General features: G+C 71.4%; 16 protein-coding genes. 11 read left to right on the top strand and 5 right to left on the bottom strand.

The window, feature by feature from the left end:
- The first annotated feature begins 285 nt into the window (after positions 1-285).
- Positions 286-1,137: a sulfurtransferase gene (locus ACWGJ5_RS14090; RefSeq protein ID WP_453309990.1), complete on the top strand. Its 852-nt coding sequence runs from the start codon at positions 286-288 to the stop codon at positions 1,135-1,137.
- Between the two features lie 113 nt (positions 1,138-1,250).
- On the opposite strand, the gene sepH is transcribed toward ACWGJ5_RS14090, so the two are convergent.
- Positions 1,251-2,291: a septation protein SepH gene (gene sepH / locus ACWGJ5_RS14085; protein ID WP_228616629.1), complete on the bottom strand. Its 1,041-nt coding sequence runs from the start codon at positions 2,289-2,291 to the stop codon at positions 1,251-1,253.
- 480 nt (positions 2,292-2,771) lie between these two features.
- Between sepH and ACWGJ5_RS14080 the strand changes: the two genes are divergently transcribed.
- Positions 2,772-3,497, top strand: coding sequence for a hypothetical protein (locus ACWGJ5_RS14080; RefSeq protein ID WP_453309989.1), 726 nt, complete (start codon positions 2,772-2,774; stop codon positions 3,495-3,497).
- Here the strand turns inward: ACWGJ5_RS14080 and ACWGJ5_RS14075 are convergent.
- Both ACWGJ5_RS14075 and ACWGJ5_RS14070 read right to left on the bottom strand, forming a co-directional pair.
- Positions 3,421-4,740 (bottom strand): D-arabinono-1,4-lactone oxidase, encoded by a 1,320-nt coding sequence (locus ACWGJ5_RS14075; protein WP_453309988.1) that lies wholly within the window; start codon positions 4,738-4,740, stop codon positions 3,421-3,423. The two genes, ACWGJ5_RS14080 and ACWGJ5_RS14075, sit on opposite strands and share 77 nt — an antisense overlap.
- Positions 4,700-5,938, bottom strand: a complete 1,239-nt coding sequence (locus ACWGJ5_RS14070) for an MFS transporter (RefSeq protein WP_453309987.1) — start codon at positions 5,936-5,938, stop codon at positions 4,700-4,702. Before ACWGJ5_RS14070 ends, ACWGJ5_RS14075 begins: the two co-directional genes overlap by 41 nt.
- A gap of 172 nt (positions 5,939-6,110) precedes the next feature.
- Here ACWGJ5_RS14070 and ACWGJ5_RS14065 point away from each other — a divergent pair, with 172 nt between their 5' ends.
- Positions 6,111-7,238, top strand: a complete 1,128-nt coding sequence (locus tag ACWGJ5_RS14065) for a ferrochelatase (RefSeq protein ID WP_453309986.1) — start codon at positions 6,111-6,113, stop codon at positions 7,236-7,238.
- An 8-nt stretch (positions 7,239-7,246) separates the two neighbouring features.
- A complete protein-coding gene (locus tag ACWGJ5_RS14060; RefSeq protein ID WP_453309985.1) occupies positions 7,247-8,062 on the top strand; it encodes an inositol monophosphatase family protein in 816 nt (271 codons plus the stop codon).
- 109 nt (positions 8,063-8,171) lie between these two features.
- On the opposite strand, the gene ACWGJ5_RS14055 is transcribed toward ACWGJ5_RS14060, so the two are convergent.
- Positions 8,172-8,345 carry a hypothetical protein gene (locus ACWGJ5_RS14055; RefSeq protein WP_023546087.1) on the bottom strand — a complete coding sequence of 58 codons (174 nt, stop codon included), beginning with the start codon at positions 8,343-8,345 and terminating at the stop codon, positions 8,172-8,174.
- A 417-nt stretch (positions 8,346-8,762) separates the two neighbouring features.
- Between ACWGJ5_RS14055 and ACWGJ5_RS14050 the strand changes: the two genes are divergently transcribed.
- The 4 genes from ACWGJ5_RS14050 (at position 8,763) to ACWGJ5_RS14035 (ending at position 12,323) form a co-directional block, all read left to right on the top strand.
- The gene (locus ACWGJ5_RS14050; RefSeq protein WP_023546086.1) at positions 8,763-9,416 is read left to right on the top strand and encodes a response regulator transcription factor; all 654 of its coding nucleotides are present in this window, start codon (positions 8,763-8,765) and stop codon (positions 9,414-9,416) included.
- A gap of 6 nt (positions 9,417-9,422) precedes the next feature.
- Positions 9,423-10,670: a sensor histidine kinase gene (locus tag ACWGJ5_RS14045; protein ID WP_453309984.1), complete on the top strand. Its 1,248-nt coding sequence runs from the start codon at positions 9,423-9,425 to the stop codon at positions 10,668-10,670.
- 428 nt (positions 10,671-11,098) lie between these two features.
- The gene (locus tag ACWGJ5_RS14040; RefSeq protein ID WP_003997302.1) at positions 11,099-11,395 is read left to right on the top strand and encodes a DUF4193 domain-containing protein; all 297 of its coding nucleotides are present in this window, start codon (positions 11,099-11,101) and stop codon (positions 11,393-11,395) included.
- 13 nt (positions 11,396-11,408) lie between these two features.
- Positions 11,409-12,323, top strand: coding sequence for a hypothetical protein (locus ACWGJ5_RS14035; RefSeq protein ID WP_453309983.1), 915 nt, complete (start codon positions 11,409-11,411; stop codon positions 12,321-12,323).
- A gap of 59 nt (positions 12,324-12,382) precedes the next feature.
- On the opposite strand, the gene ACWGJ5_RS14030 is transcribed toward ACWGJ5_RS14035, so the two are convergent.
- On the bottom strand, positions 12,383-12,847 hold the full coding sequence (locus ACWGJ5_RS14030) for a DUF3093 domain-containing protein (RefSeq protein ID WP_228616614.1): 465 nt from the start codon (positions 12,845-12,847) through the stop codon (positions 12,383-12,385).
- A 113-nt stretch (positions 12,848-12,960) separates the two neighbouring features.
- Here ACWGJ5_RS14030 and ACWGJ5_RS14025 point away from each other — a divergent pair, with 113 nt between their 5' ends.
- Genes ACWGJ5_RS14025 through ACWGJ5_RS14015 form a run of 3 tightly spaced genes read left to right on the top strand, consistent with a single transcriptional unit; the run spans position 12,961 to position 14,862 of the window.
- Entirely contained in the window at positions 12,961-13,545 is a 585-nt protein-coding gene (locus ACWGJ5_RS14025; protein ID WP_228616612.1) for a PaaI family thioesterase, read from the top strand.
- A complete protein-coding gene (dut, locus tag ACWGJ5_RS14020) occupies positions 13,542-14,093 on the top strand; it encodes a dUTP diphosphatase (protein ID WP_228616610.1) in 552 nt (183 codons plus the stop codon). Before ACWGJ5_RS14025 ends, dut begins: the two co-directional genes overlap by 4 nt.
- Position 14,094: 1 nt before the next feature.
- A complete protein-coding gene (locus tag ACWGJ5_RS14015) occupies positions 14,095-14,862 on the top strand; it encodes a DUF3710 domain-containing protein (RefSeq protein ID WP_228616608.1) in 768 nt (255 codons plus the stop codon).
- The last annotated feature ends 138 nt before the right edge of the window (positions 14,863-15,000 follow it).

Genomic DNA, 15,000 nt, shown 5'->3' with positions numbered 1-15,000 from the left:
GTCGCTTCCGCTCCCCGGAAGGGGTGTCCACGCCGGCGGCGGGTACGCCCGCGCCGGTGCCCGCATCCTCCACGCCGCGACGGGACTTACCGCGCCGACGCTCGGCTGTACCTCCGGGAGGATGCCCGGTCTGCCGTCTTTCGCCGCTTCCTGACGATGGCCGGCGGGTGTCCGCCGGTTGTACAACACGTGCTCGACCCCGTACGCCCGGTGATCGAGCCTGTCCGGCCGAGCAGAGTAGCCGGACCTGGACGCCGCGGCCACCCCTGGCGTATGCATGGCGGCATGACAGCCATCATCACCGCATCCGATCTCGCACACGAGCTGACCGGAGACCGCCCTCCGGTGCTGCTGGACGTGCGCTGGCAGCTGAGCGTGGCGAAGGCGGCAGGCGCGCCGGCCTTCGACGGGCGGGCCGAGTACGCGGCCGGGCACATCCCCGGCGCAGCCTTCGTCGACCTGGACCGGGAACTGGCCGGAGAGCCCGGGGAGAACGGCCGGCATCCGCTGCCGGACCTCGCGGAGTTCGGCGCCGCGATGCGCCGCGCGGGCGTGTCGGCCGGCCGGCCGGTCGTCGTGTACGACGGGGGCCAGGGCTGGGCGGCGGCGCGCGCCTGGTGGCTGCTGCGCTGGACGGGTCACCCGGACGTGCGGGTCCTCGACGGCGGATTGCCCTCCTGGAAGGGCGAGCTGTCGAACGAGGTGCCGAATGTGGCCGAGGGCGACTTCCGGCCCGCGCCGGCCGCGTCGGGGCTGCTGGACGCGGACGGGGCCGCGGCCCTGGCCCGCGCGGGTGTGCTGCTGGACGCGCGGGCGGGGGAGCGGTACCGCGGTGAGGTGGAGCCGATCGACCGGGTCGGCGGCCACATCCCGGGCGCGGTGTCCGCGCCGACGACGGAGAACGTGGGCCCCGACGGCCGTTTCCTGCCCGCGGCGGAACTGCGGGACCGCTTCAAGGCCCTGGGCGTCTCCACGGACGCCGAGGTCGGTGTGTACTGCGGCTCGGGCGTCTCCGGCGCCCACGAGGTTCTCGCGCTCGCGGTGGCCGGCATCCCGGCGGCCCTGTACGTCGGTTCCTGGTCCGCATGGTCCTCGGACCCGTCCCGTCCGGTGGCAGTGGGCGCGGATCCGCAGTAGCGGCAGTCGGGAAGCGGGGCACGCGCGCGCGGCCGGAAAGCCGCGCACGCACGCGTGCAGCCGGAAGTGGGGGCACGCACGCGTGCCCCCACTGTGCGATTCCGTACGGCCGGCTACTCCTGCTTCTTGCGGCGCGTGCCGAACACGATCTCGTCCCAGCTCGGCACGGCGGCACGGCGGCCGGGGCGGACGCCGTCGGCCTCGGCCTGACGGTCGGTGGCGCCGATGAGCCGGTCGCGGTGGCTGCCGACGGAGCGGGGCATGAGGACGTCCGCGTAGGCCGAACCGGCCGAGGCGGCGGGGGCCGGCGGCTCCTCGGCGGCGGGCTCGCCGTCGGGCTCCTCCGGTGTCTCCGCCGGGCGCTCCGGGACCACCAGGTCACCCCGGAAGCTCGGCACGGCCTCCAGCAGGCTGGTCAGCGAGTCGCGTTCGCCCGTGCTCTCCTCGGCGGGCTCGGACGGCTGCGCGGGCAGGCTCGGCCGCTCCCGCTCGCCTCTGTCCAGCGCGCGGTCCATCGAACGCTCGCGTGGCAGGCGGGCGATGCGCGGGACGAACGGGAAGCTCGGCTCGGGCACGGCGAGGTCGTCGGACTCGCCGATCAGCGAGCGCGCCTCGTCGTCCACGGCCTGCACGAGCCGCCGGGGCGGGTCGTACGTCCAGCTCGCCGAGTGCGGTTCGCCCGCGACGCGGTAGACGAGGAGCACCTCCCAGGTGCCGTCGTCGCGGCGCCAGGAGTCCCACTGCACGGTGTCCTTCTCGGCGCCGCGCAGCAGCAGCCGCTCCTGCACCGCCTCGCCGAGCAGCGGCCCGGAGTTCTCGCCGGGCCGGCGGACCGGGGTCTTGCGGGCACGCTCGGCCATGAAGGCGCGCTCGGCCAGCACGGGACCCTCGAAGCGGCGGACCCGGTCGACGGGGATCCCGGCGAGCTGTGCCACCTCTTCCGCGGTGGCACCGGCACGTATACGCGCCTGGATGTCGCGGGGGCGGAGATGGCTCTCGACCTCGATCTCGATCTGGCCGAGGCGTGGCCGGTCGCCGCGTACGGCGGCGCGCAGCCGTTCGTCGATCGGAAGGGTGTACTCCGTTGCGTCGGCAGCCTTGAGCACCAGCCGTGTGCCGTCATTCGAGACGGCCACGACACGCAGTTCGGGCATGGGGACCTCCCGGGTGGTGCCTGCCGACGTCACGTGCGTCGCTGCTTCCGCTAGTCGAGTGTGGCCTGCCCGGGTGCAGCCTGCCACAACCTTGCCGAGTTGCCCGGCGTGTCGGGCACGGGCCCTGGGCCGCCGTTATGGCACGGTTACCTATTCGCAACGCTAAGTGACGAAATCTGTCACCCTGTGCAACTAGCCCCCTCCCGGCGGTCCTTCAAGGCCGCGGACACCCTGGTGGGAGACCGGACCCAGGGCTCGCAACAGTACTCCATTTGGACCATGTGCGTGGATGGGCGCGCCGCCCAACTTCAGGCAAGGCTTGCGACTTGGCCGTCGGCAACCGGTTTTGCGGCTCGCGAACGTGGCGAACTTCACGTAATCCCCAGAAACGGAACTAATGGTTTCTGTTGTACGTCCCTATCTCGTGCAGCTGGTGGGCCAATGTCGATCAAGTACGGGAAAGGCGGGCAAGTTCCGGGTATGCGTGAAACGCCCGATGCGGGTCGCAAACGGATCGACCTGACCGTCCCCCAGGTCGCGGGCAGTGCCCTCGCGGCCGTCGTGGCGGCCAAACTGGCGTCGTACTTCGGGGTGTACGGCACGATCCTCGGCGCGGGAGTCGTCAGTGCCGTCGCCACCTGCGGGGGCACCCTGTTCCAGCACTTCTTCAAGCGGACCGGGGAGCAGCTGAGGGACGCGACGGTCACGGCGCGTCCCAGAGGACAAGTGCCACCGGCTGCGGGTGAGTTCACCGAGGGCACCGTCTACCGCGCGCGGGTGAGGAGCCGACGGCGGCCGGTGGTCGCGGCCGCCGTCGTGTTCGGGGTGACCATGGTCGGCATCACGACGTACGAACTGGTGTCCGGCAACGCCTTCGGCGGCGGCAGGGGCACGACGGTCAGCGACGCCGTCACCGGCCGGAGCTCGTCCTCCTCGACGTCCGATGTGCCCGCCGGCTCCGAGGAGACACCGGTACCTTCGCGCACCCCGTCCCGCGAGTACGCACCCGGTACCGGCGGTGGTACGGCCCACAGCGCGACCCCGACGCCCGGCGACTCCCCGGGCGGGGAGGCGAGCGGCGGCCCGAGCCCGTCGCCGACCCCCACGCCCAGCGGGTCCGCCCAGGCGCCTACGCCCCCAGAACCCTCCGCAAGTAGTCGTTCTGGAACAGACGTTCCGGGTCAAGGCGGTCCCTCAGCGCAGTGAACTCGCCGAAGCGCGGGTAGACGCGAGCGAAGTACTCGGCGTCCCGGGTGTGCACCTTGCCCCAGTGCGGCCGGCCCTCGTGGGCCGTGAAGATCCGCTCGGCGGCGGTGAAGTAGGCCTGGTACGGCGTGCCCCGGAACATGTGGACGGCGATGTAGGCGCTGTCCCGCCCCGAGGCGGTGGAGAGGGTGATGTCGTCGGTCGGGGCGGTGCGCACCTCGACGGGGAAGCTGACGCGCAGCCCCGAGCGCTCGACCATGGACTTCAGCTCGCGCAGCGTCTCCGCCAGGGCCGCGCGGGGGACGGCGTACTCCATCTCCACGAAGCGCACCCTGCGCGGCGAGGTGAAGACCTTGTAAGGGATGTCCGTGTACGTCCGCGCGGACAGGGCCTTGCTGGAGATCTGCGCGACGGCGGGAATGCAGGCGGGGGCGGCGCGGCCGACCCACTGGGCCACCTGGAAGACGCCGTTGGAGAGGAACTCGTCCTCGAACCAGCCGGCCAGCTGCCCCACGGGCTGTTCGGGACCGGCGCTGCGGTTGTTCCGCTTGGTGTTGGTGTTGCCGGTGTGCGGGAACCAGTAGAACTCGAAGTGCTCGTTCTCCGCCCAGAGTTGATCGAACTCGGCGAGGACCCGGTCGAGGGGCATCGGCTCCTCGCGCGCGGTGAGCAGGAAGACCGGTTCCACGGCGAAGGTGATCGCGGTGACGATGCCGAGGGCGCCGAGGCCTGTTCGGGCAGCCGCGAAGATCTCGGGGTTCTCCTTCTCGGAGCAGGTCAGCACCGAGCCGTCGGCCGTGACGAGTTCGAGCCCTTTGATCTGGGCGGCGATCGAGGCGGACTCGCGGCCCGTGCCGTGCGTGCCGGTGCTGGTGGCCCCGGAGACCGTCTGTTCCATGATGTCGCCCATGTTGGTGAGCGACAGACCCTCGCGCGCCAGAGCCGTATTGAGTCTCTTGAGGGGGGTGCCGGCCTCCACCGTGACCGTCATGGCCGCACGGTCGATCTTGCGTATTCCGGTCAACAGTTGAGGGCGGATCAACACACCGTCGGTGGCCGCGATCGATGTGAAGGAGTGCCCGGTCCCGACCGCCTTCACCTTCAGGCCGTCCTCGGCGGCCCGGCGCACCGCTGCGGCCAGCTCCTCCACCGACGCCGGCGTGACCTGCCGGGCGGGCCGGGCGGAGACGTTGCCGCCCCAGTTACGCCAGGTGCCGTTCTTCCCGCTCGCTGTGCTGCTCAACGGTGCCTCCCCGACCCGCGGCCGGCCTGCGCAGCCGGCGGTACCCGAGAAAACCGACCGCGACCGCGACGGCCCCGGACACGGCCGGAACCCCGTACCCGGCCCGCGCCCCGGCGGTGTCGATCACCGAGCCGGCCACGGAGGAGCCGAGCGCGACACCGACCGCGAGGCCGGTGCTCACCCAGGTCATGCCCTCGGTGAGCCGCGCGCGAGGTACGTGCTCTTCGATGAGGGACATCGTCGTGATCATCGTCGGTGCGATGGACAGCCCCGCAACGAACAGCGCCACGGCCAGAAGCGGCAGGTTTCCGACCAGTAGGAGGGGGATCATACTCACGGCCATCGCCGCCACGCCCAGCAGCCAGCGGCGTTCCGGCGCTCCGGTGAACCGCAGCAGCCCGAAGACCACCCCGGCCGCGCAGGAACCGGCCGCGTACAGCGCCAGGACCACACTCGCGGCGCCCTTGTGGCCGCGCTCGTCGGCGAAGGCGACGGTGACCACGTCCACCGACCCGAAGATCGCGCCGGTCGCCACGAAGGTCGCCACCAGCACCTGGAGGCCGGGTGAGCGCAGGGCCGTACCGCCGCCGTGGCTCTCACGCGGGTGCGGCTCCGGCTCGGTGGCGCGCTGGGCGGTGAGCCAGAAGACGCCGGCCGCCAGGAAGCAGGCGGCGAGCAGCGGCCCGGCCTCCGGGAACCAGGCCGTGGACAGGCCGATGGAGATGATCGGGCCGAAGATGAAGCAGATCTCGTCGACGACCGACTCGAACGAGTACGCGGTGTGCAGTTTGCCGGTGCCCCGGTACAGCGCCGCCCAGCGGGCCCGGATCATCGCGCCCAGGCTCGGCACGGAGCCGATCCCGGCCGCGCACACGAACAGCAGCCAGTCCGGCCACTTCGCGTGCGCGGCGAGCAGCAGTCCGGCCGCCGCCGTGAGGGCCACCAGGGTCGCGGGGCGCAGCACCCGGCGCTGCCCGTGCTGGTCGACCAGCCGGGAGATCTGCGGCCCGATCACCGCGGCGGACAGTGCGATGGTGGCCGACAGCGCGCCCGCGAGCCGGTACCGCCCCGTCAGCTGGGAGACCATCGTGACCACGCCGATGCCCATCATCGACAACGGCATCCGGCCGAGGAATCCCGCGGCGGAGAACGCCTTGGTGCCGGGTTCGGTGAACAGGGCTCTGTAGGGGCTGGGCACGGGGTCTCCGAAGCGGCTCGGTAAGGCGCGAATGCGGCTGATACAGATTACGAGTTAGGTGACCCTAATCGCACCTGGTTCGGCGGTCGGAAAAACCGGCATAAACCGACTGGAACCCGACTCGTCACCCGGCTGTTTCCTGGCCGTCAGTACCGAGTGGCAGGATCGAGACATGCCAGACGCGCTCGATGCCACCCCTTACGACGCCCTGCTCCTGCTCTCCTTCGGCGGCCCCGAAGGCCCGGACGACGTGGTCCCGTTCCTGGAGAACGTCACGCGCGGGCGCGGCATCCCGAAGGAACGCCTGAAGGAAGTCGGCCGGCACTACTTCCTGTTCGGCGGGGTCAGCCCCATCAACGGCCAGAACCGCGCCCTGCTGGACGCCCTGCGCAAGGACTTCGCCGAGCACGGCCTGGACCTGCCCGTCTACTGGGGCAACCGCAACTGGGCGCCGTATCTGACGGACACCCTGCGCGAGATGGTCGCCGACGGCCGCCGCCGCATCCTCGTGCTCGCCACCAGCGCCTACGCCTCCTACTCGGGCTGCCGCCAGTACCGCGAGAACCTCGCCGAGGCGCTCGCCACGCTGGAGACGGAGGGCGTGGAGCTGCCGAAGATCGACAAGCTCCGGCACTACTTCAACCACCCGGGCTTCGTCGACCCCATGATCGACGGCGTGCTGCGCTCCCTCGAAGACCTCCCCGAGGACGTCCGCGCGGGCGCCCACATCGCCTTCACCACCCACTCCATTCCGACCTCCGCCGCCGACACCTCCGGCCCCGTGGAGGTCCACGGCGAGGGCGGCGCCTACGTCGAGCAGCACCTGGACGTGGCCCAGCTGATCGCCGACGCCGTACGCGAGCGCACCGGCGTCGACCACCCCTGGCGGCTGGTCTACCAGTCGCGTTCCGGCGCCCCGCACATCCCGTGGCTGGAGCCGGACATCTGCGACCACCTCGAGGAGCAGCACGCGGCGGGCGTCCCGGCCGTGGTCATGGCGCCCATCGGGTTCGTCTCGGACCACATGGAGGTGCTGTACGACCTCGACACCGAGGCCAGGGCCAAGGCCGAGGAGCTGGGCCTGCCGGTGCGCCGCTCGGCCACCGTGGGCGCCGACCCCCGGTTCGCCGCCGCCGTCCGCGACCTGATCGTGGAGCGCGCCGCCGTGGAGCGCGGCCAGGAGGTCACCCCGTGCGCCCTCGGCACGCTGGGCGCGAGCCACAACCTCTGCCCGGTCGGCTGCTGCCCCGCCCGCGCGCCCCACCCGGCCGCCGCCGGCGCCGACAGCCCCTACGCGTGAGGAGACCCGTGACCGACCCCCTGCACCGGGAACTGCTGGAACTGGCCCGGGAGGCCGCCCGCCGCGCCGGTGAGCTGCTGCGGGACGGCCGCCCGGCCGACCTGGCCGTGGCGAGGACCAAGTCCAGCCCGATCGACGTCGTCACCGAGATGGACATCGCTGCGGAGAAGCTGATCACCGACCTGATCTCCGGCCGGCGGCCCGACGACGGCTTCCTCGGCGAGGAGGGCGCCTCCGTGGCGGGCACCAGCGGTGTGCGCTGGGTGATCGACCCGCTCGACGGCACGGTGAACTACCTGTACGGGCTGCCGACCTGGGCGGTGTCCATCGCGGCCGAGCGGGACGGGGAGACGGTCGTCGGGGTCGTCGCGGCCCCGATGCGCGGCGAGACGTACCACGCGGTACGTGGCGGCGGCGCGTGGGCCACTGGCGCATGGGAGGGCGAGCGCGCGCTCGCCTGCCGGCCCGCGCCCCCTCTCGACCAGGCCCTGGTCTCCACCGGGTTCAACTACGTCGCGGAGGTCCGCACCCACCAGGCCGAGGTGGCCGGGCGGCTGATCCCGCTGCTGCGGGACATCCGGCGCAGCGGCTCGGCGGCGGTCGACCTGTGCGACGTGGCCTGCGGCCGGCTCGACGGGTACTACGAGCGGGGGCTCAACGCGTGGGACTTCGCGGCGGGTGACCTGATCGCCCGGGAGGCGGGCGCGCTGGTCGGCGGCAGGCCGGGAGAGCGCCTTTCGCGCGATCTGACCGTCGCCGGGTCACCAGGGGTGTTCGAGCCCCTGCAGGCGCTGCTGGAGGAGTTCGGGGCGTGGCACGACTGAGCGCGACCGTCCCCGGTCGCTGAACGCAAGCCGCTGAACGCAAGTCGCTGAACGCAAAGGGACCCCGGCGCTGGATTCGCCGGGGTCCCTTCTTGCGCTTTCGGGCCGATCAGACGCGTGACGCGCCGACCTCCACACCGTGTTCGGCGGCGAGGCGTCGCAGGTCGTCGAGCTCTGCCTGCTCCACTTCGACGAGGAAGTCGTCACCCTCGTCACGAGCCCGCGACAGGTCGGACTCGGTCGCCCTTATGCGCTGCAGAAGTCCTGCGGTGAAAGCGTCCATGCTGCGCCCCCTCGTCCTGGGTCGTGGGTCGGTGGCACGGGGGTGTGCCTGTTTGGGAAAGGGGCGATCACGTCTCTCACGGGTGCCCAGCGCTGCCCTGCCGGGCGGCGACGGTGCCGGACACCCGCGCCCACTCTGCGGAAGCGGATCGCGGAGTACCGCATGGTGCTGCGGCACATGCAGAGCGTGATCGCGGGGTGTAAAGCCGTCCTCCCCCCGCTCCCTCACCCGGAAACCTCAACCGGAGGAGAAAATCTCGTATTCCCGCCCCGGGGCACCGATCTGTGCGGTCCACAACCCGCCTTACAGCCGACTTACGGCCGAAAAGGGCAGGATGGAGGTCACACCCCACGAACACCCCTGCCCGCACGCGCCCACGGCGCGCTACGCGGGTGGACATGAGGAAGGACAAGCGACGTGCGCGTACTCGTCGTCGAGGACGAGCAGCTGCTCGCCGATGCGGTGGCCACCGGACTGCGCCGGGAGGCCATGGCCGTCGACGTCGTGTACGACGGTGCGGCCGCCCTGGAGCGCATCGGCGTCAACGACTACGACGTGGTCGTCCTCGACCGCGACCTCCCGCTGGTGCACGGCGACGACGTCTGCCGCAAGATCGTCGAGCTGGGCATGCCCACCCGGGTGCTCATGCTCACGGCGTCCGGCGACGTCAGCGACCGTGTCGAGGGCCTGGAGATCGGCGCCGACGACTATCTGCCCAAGCCCTTCGCGTTCAGCGAGCTGATCGCGCGCGTGCGCGCCCTCGGCCGTCGTACGAGTGTTCCCCTGCCGCCGGTCCTGGAGCGCGCCGGCATCAAGCTGGACCCGAACCGCCGCGAGGTGTTCCGCGAGGGCAAGGAGATCCAGCTCGCGCCCAAGGAGTTCGCGGTGCTGGAGGTGCTCATGCGCAGCGAGGGCGCGGTGGTCTCGGCCGAGCAGCTGCTGGAGAAGGCCTGGGACGAGAACACCGACCCGTTCACCAACGTCGTGCGGGTGACCGTGATGACCCTGCGGCGCAAGCTGGGCGAGCCGCCGGTCATCGTCACCGTCCCCGGCTCCGGCTACCGGATCTGATCGGCCATGGCCGCCACCCCCGCGCCGCCCCAGGCGCCACCGAAACCCACCTGGGACCCCAGAAGGCCGCAGGCCCCCTTCCCGTGGCTGCGCCCGACCATCCGGATACGGCTCACGCTGCTGTACGGCGGCATGTTCCTGATCGCCGGCATCCTGCTGCTGTCGATCATCTACCTGCTGGCCGCGCAGGCGATCAGTACCGGCAACCAGCCACTGTTCAAGATCGTCAGCGGCACGTCGATCCGGGTCTCCAGCGACAACTGCCCCGCGATCAACACCACCAGCCTGCCGCTGTCGGAGTTCAACGACGCGATCGCGCAGTGCGTGGACCACCAGCGACAGGCGGCCCTGGACGACCTGCTCAGCCGCTCGCTGCTGGCCCTGCTGGGCCTCGCCGTGATCGCCTTCGCGTTCGGTTACGCGATGGCCGGCCGGGTGCTGTCGCCGCTCGGCCGGATCACCCGTACCGCCCGCCAGGTGGCCGGTTCCGACCTGTCCCGCCGGATCGAGCTGGACGGCCCGGACGACGAGCTGAAGGAGCTGGCGGACACCTTCGACGACATGCTGGAGCGGCTGCAGCGGGCCTTCACCGCCCAGCAGCGCTTCGTCGGCAACGCGTCCCACGAGCTGCGCACCCCGCTCGCGATCAACCGCACGCTCCTCGAAGTGCATCTGTCGGATCCGAACGCGCCGGTGGAACTCCAACAGCTCGGCAAGACCCTGCTCGCCACCAACGAGCGCAGCGAGCAGCTGGTCGAGGGCCTGCTGCTGCTCGCCCGCAGCGACAACCAGATCGTCGAGCGCAAGCCGGTCGATCTGGCCGAGGTCGCCACCCAGGCCATCGACCAGGTGCACGGCGAGGCCGAGGCCAAGGGTGTGAAGATCCGCGGCGAGCGCAGGCCGGCGGTGGTGCAGGGCAACGGCGTGCTGCTGGAGCGGATCGCGCTGAACCTGGTGCAGAACGCGGTGCGGTACAACGTGGCCGAGGACGCCTGGGTCGAGGTGGACACGGAGGTCCAGCACGGCCAGGCGGTGCTGACCGTCGCGAACACCGGGCCGGTGGTGCCGGCGTACGAGATCGACAACCTCTTCGAGCCCTTCAGGCGGCTCCGTACGGAGCGCACGGGCAGCGACAAGGGTGTGGGCCTCGGCCTGTCCATCGTCCGGTCCGTGGCCCGCGCGCACGGCGGCCACATCGTGGCGCAGCCCCGCGAGGGAGGCGGCCTGGTGATGCGGGTCACCCTGCCGCTGTGATCCGTGACCGGGCCGTCCCGACCGGGCGGCCCGGGCCCGCGGCCGACACACGCGGAAGATGTTCGCTTGACGCGGAATTTTCCAGCCGCCGAATGAGCTTGCTGTTGTGTGATCGATCACATGGGCGGATTTTCAGCCATGTACGCTCCGTGATCATGAAACATGGCGGAAAGCCGGGAAAGTCCTGGTTTTCAGGGCACTTGATCACGGGAAGTACACGGTGAGGCGCCTTTGAGGTGCGGCATTGGAACCGTGTACGGTCCTCACCGCCATCCAAGCCGATCACTCTTGAGGGGTCGGATTGGGTGTCGATTGAGTAACAGACCTTGATGTGAGGCAAAATCTCCGCCTCAGGTCGGGCACAAGTCCGGCCTCTCACGCGTTACGTGCGCTGGAGACACCGCAGACACCCAGAGGGGGAGAGCGATATGGCAACCGATTACGACACTCCACGCAAGACCGACGACGACGTCGACTCGGACAGCCTTGAAGAGCTGAAGGCCCGGCGGAACGACAAGTCCACCTCGTCGGTGGACGTCGACGAGTTCGAGGCCGCAGAGGGCCTCGAACTGCCCGGCGCCGACCTCTCGAACGAGGAGCTGGCCGTCCGAGTGCTGCCGAAGCAGCAGGACGAGTTCACCTGCATGAGCTGCTTCCTGGTGCACCACCGCAGCCAGCTGGCCCGGGAGAAGAACGGTCAGCCGATCTGCCGCGACTGCGACTGAGGTCGGGTCGGCCGTGTCTGGCTCGACCCCTCCCCGGAAGCGCCGCTTTCCCCTGGGGAAAGCGGACGAAGGGCCGTCCGACGGCCCGCGCGGCGCGCGTGACGACGAGCGGGGTGCACCCGGAGTGGTGGCCCCGCTCGAACCGGCGACCGACCGGGCAGACCACCCGGCGCCGGTGCGGCAGCCCGTGCCCGTCGCCCGGCGGCGGGCGGCGGTGATGAGCGACAGGGCCCGCGCCATGGCCCGGGAAGGGGTCCGCAGGGGCGGCAGCCGTGCTCGCGCGGGCCTGGGCTACCTCGCGGACCGGATCATCGAGATCGCCCCGCGGGTCCCCGTGCGCGACCTCGCGGCCCTGCGCCGGCAGTTCCCGGGTCTCGGCCCCGAAAAGCTCGCCGACAAGCTGGTGGCGGGCGCGGCGGCCGGCACCTCGACGGTCGGAGCGGGGATCGGAGCGGCGGCGATGCTGCCGGTGCCGCCCGCGATGCCGACCGAACTGGCCGCGGAGATCACCGGGGTCGCCGCGATCGAGCTGAAGCTCATCGCCGAACTGCACGAGGTCTACGGCGTACGGCCGCCCGGGAACCTCAAGACCCGCAGTACCGCGTACCTGTCCTCCTGGTCGGGGGAGCGCGGGATCGACGTGATGAAGCCGACGACGTACGACGCCGCTCTCGGCGGCCGCATGAAACGCGAACTGCGCCAGCAGATCATGAAGCGGATGGTCCGGGACCTGCCCAACCTGATGCCGTTCATGGTCGGCGCGGCGGTGGGCGCCGTCATGAACCGCCGGGACACCAGAAGGCTCGCCGCCCATGTCCGGGCCGACCTGCGCAAGATCCAGGTGCCGTGGGACGAACTGCCCGAGCTTCCGCCGCTGGAGGAACCGGCCGAGCCCCTGAAGCTGCGCGACCTTCCCGAAGAGCTCTAGACGCTCGCCAAGGGTTTCCAGGCGCTCGCCTGGAGTTCTTGGGCGTTTGCCAGGAGCCCCTAGGCGTTCGCCTTGCGCGCGGCCTCGATCGCCGCCGCCAGCCGCTCCGGCTCCCGCGTCGACAGATACAGGTACGGCGTCGGGTCCTCCGGGTCGGTGACCTCAACCCGCAGCGCCGTGGGGATGTAGGCGCGCAGCAGCAGGAAGGCGCGGGTGTCGGCCTTGTACGTCCGCCAGGCGCGGGCCTCCTCCGCGTCCAGCACCTCGGACTCGCCCAGCGCCGACACCGGGATCTTCGCCTCGCCCGCGATCAGCGAGTCACCCACCACCCGGATGCGCTGGGAGCCGTACGCGCTGGCGACCACCGCCGCCGCGGCCGTACCGCCGACCAGGCCGCCGAGCAGCGGCAGGGTGCCGAAGGGAAGCAGGATCAGGGCGAAGGAGACGCCCACGAGAAAGCTGATCAGCCACCACGAGCGGGGGGCGGTGAGACGTTCTTCGTAGGGGGCGGCGGAGAGCTGCATGGGGCCAAGCTTGGCACGGGATCCGAAGTTGGCCACTATCAGGGGGAGTCAGCGCGGAGCACTGTCAGGCAGGGCGCTGGTGGGTGACGGGCGGGCGGGTAAGGTCTGCGCCTGTGAGTGGTAGTTCCGCAAGCCTTCAGCCTCCCGCCGACGCGGTGAAACCGGTACGGCACCCCGACGCGCCCGCGCCCGGGGAACTCCTCGGTGCGCACTACGAACACTGTTTCGGCTGTGGCCCCGGGCAGTCGCACGGACTGCACCTGGAGGCCCGGGCCGGCGAGGGCGTCTCGCTGACGGCCGAGTTCACGGTCCAGCCCGCCCACCAGGGCGCCCCGGGCCTCGCGCACGGCGGCGTGCTGGCCACGGCCCTCGACGAGACCCTCGGCTCGCTGAACTGGCTGCTGCGGACCATCGCCGTCACCGGCCGGCTGGAGACCGACTTCGTGCGGCCCGTGCCCCTTGGCACCACGCTCCACCTGGAGGCCGAGGTCACCGCCGTCGCCGGCCGGAAGATCTACTCCAAGGCCACCGGACGCATCGGCGGCCCCGACGGGCCCGTCGCCGTCCGCGCCGACGCCCTCTTCATCGAGGTCAAGGTCGACCACTTCATCGACCACGGCCGCACGGAGGAGATCCAGGCCGCCATGAGCGACCCGGACCAGGTCCGTCGTGCCCGCGCCTTCGAGGTGAACCCGTGAGCCGTGGGCCCCTGAACGTGTTGCTCCGCCGCGTCGACCCCGACGTACCCCTTCCGGCGTACGAGCATCCGGGGGATGCCGGAGCCGATCTGCGCACGACCGAGCCGTGCGAACTGGGTCCCGGGGAGCGGGCCGTGCTCCCCACGGGTGTGTCGATCGCCCTGCCCGAGGGGTACGCGGCCTTTGTGCACCCGCGCTCCGGGCTCGCCGCCCGCTGCGGCGTCGCCCTCGTGAATGCCCCGGGGACGGTTGATGCCGGGTACCGTGGGGAGATCAAGGTGATCGTGGTGAATCTGGATCCGCGCGAGTCCGTGCGGTTCGAGCGCTTCGACCGGATTGCCCAACTGGTCGTCCAGCAGGTCGAGAGGGTCCGCTTCCAGGAGGTCGCGGAGCTTCCCGACTCCACGCGGGCCGAAGGGGGCTTCGGGTCCACCGGCGGCCATGCCGCGGTGGGCGGCGATAGCGGCACAAGCGGTCAGGCCGCCGATGGCGGTCCGACGGGTGGGAATCGATACGCTTCGGTCGTATCCGACCGGGAAGGACAGTGACGTGTTCGGACGTCGCAAGAAGAAGGGTGCCGCCGAGGACGCGGCCGGCGAGGCCGAGCAGGTCGTCGACAGCGTCGACACCGAGGCGGACGAGGAAGAGGAAGAGGCCGGGCGCGAGCGCGTCCGGCTGGAGCCCGGGCCCCGGCCCGACGGGCCCTGGGACAGCAGCGAGGTGCGCGACCCGGCCGAGGGCCGTGTGGACCTCGGCGGACTGTTCGTACCGGGCGTCGACGGCATGGAGCTCAGGGTCGAGGTCGCCGGTGACGCGATCGTCGCCGCCACCGTCGTGCTGCGCGACAGCGCCATCCAGCTCCAGGCCTTCGCCGCGCCCAAGCGCGAGGGCATCTGGGGCGAGGTCCGCGAGGAGATCGGGTCCGGCATCACCCAGCAGGGTGGCATCGTCGACGAGGTCGAGGGCCCGCTCGGCTGGGAGCTGCGCGCGCAGGTGCCGGTACAGCTGCCGGACGGCACGGGTGGTTTCCAGGTCGTGCGCTTCGTGGGCGTGGACGGCCCGCGGTGGTTCCTGCGGGGAGTGATCTCCGGGCAGGGCGCGGTGCAGCCGCAGGCCGCGGGGCTGCTGGAGCAGATCTTCCGCGACACCGTCGTGGTGCGTGGTGAGGGGCCGATGGCGCCCCGCGACCCGATCGTCCTGAAGCTGCCGAACGACGCGCAGATGGTCCCCGAAGGGGTGCAGCAGGAGGAGTCCTCCCGCTTCTCCGGCGGCATGGGCCAGCTGCAGCGCGGGCCGGAGATCACAGAGGTCCGCTAGGCGCTCCGCTGGGTTCAGCAGGGATGTAGTACGGGCCGTGCCTTTGCGGGGTGCGGCCCGTTCTGCGGGGTCGCGCCGTCGACGAGTGCGGGTTCGTTGTGGTTGCTCGCGCAGTTCCCCGCGCCCCTTTGGGGCGCG

The organism is Streptomyces sp. NPDC054783 (assembly GCF_053611725.1).
The sequence above is the reverse complement of the archived record's forward strand: the minus strand, read 5'-3'. Positions and strand labels throughout refer to the sequence as shown.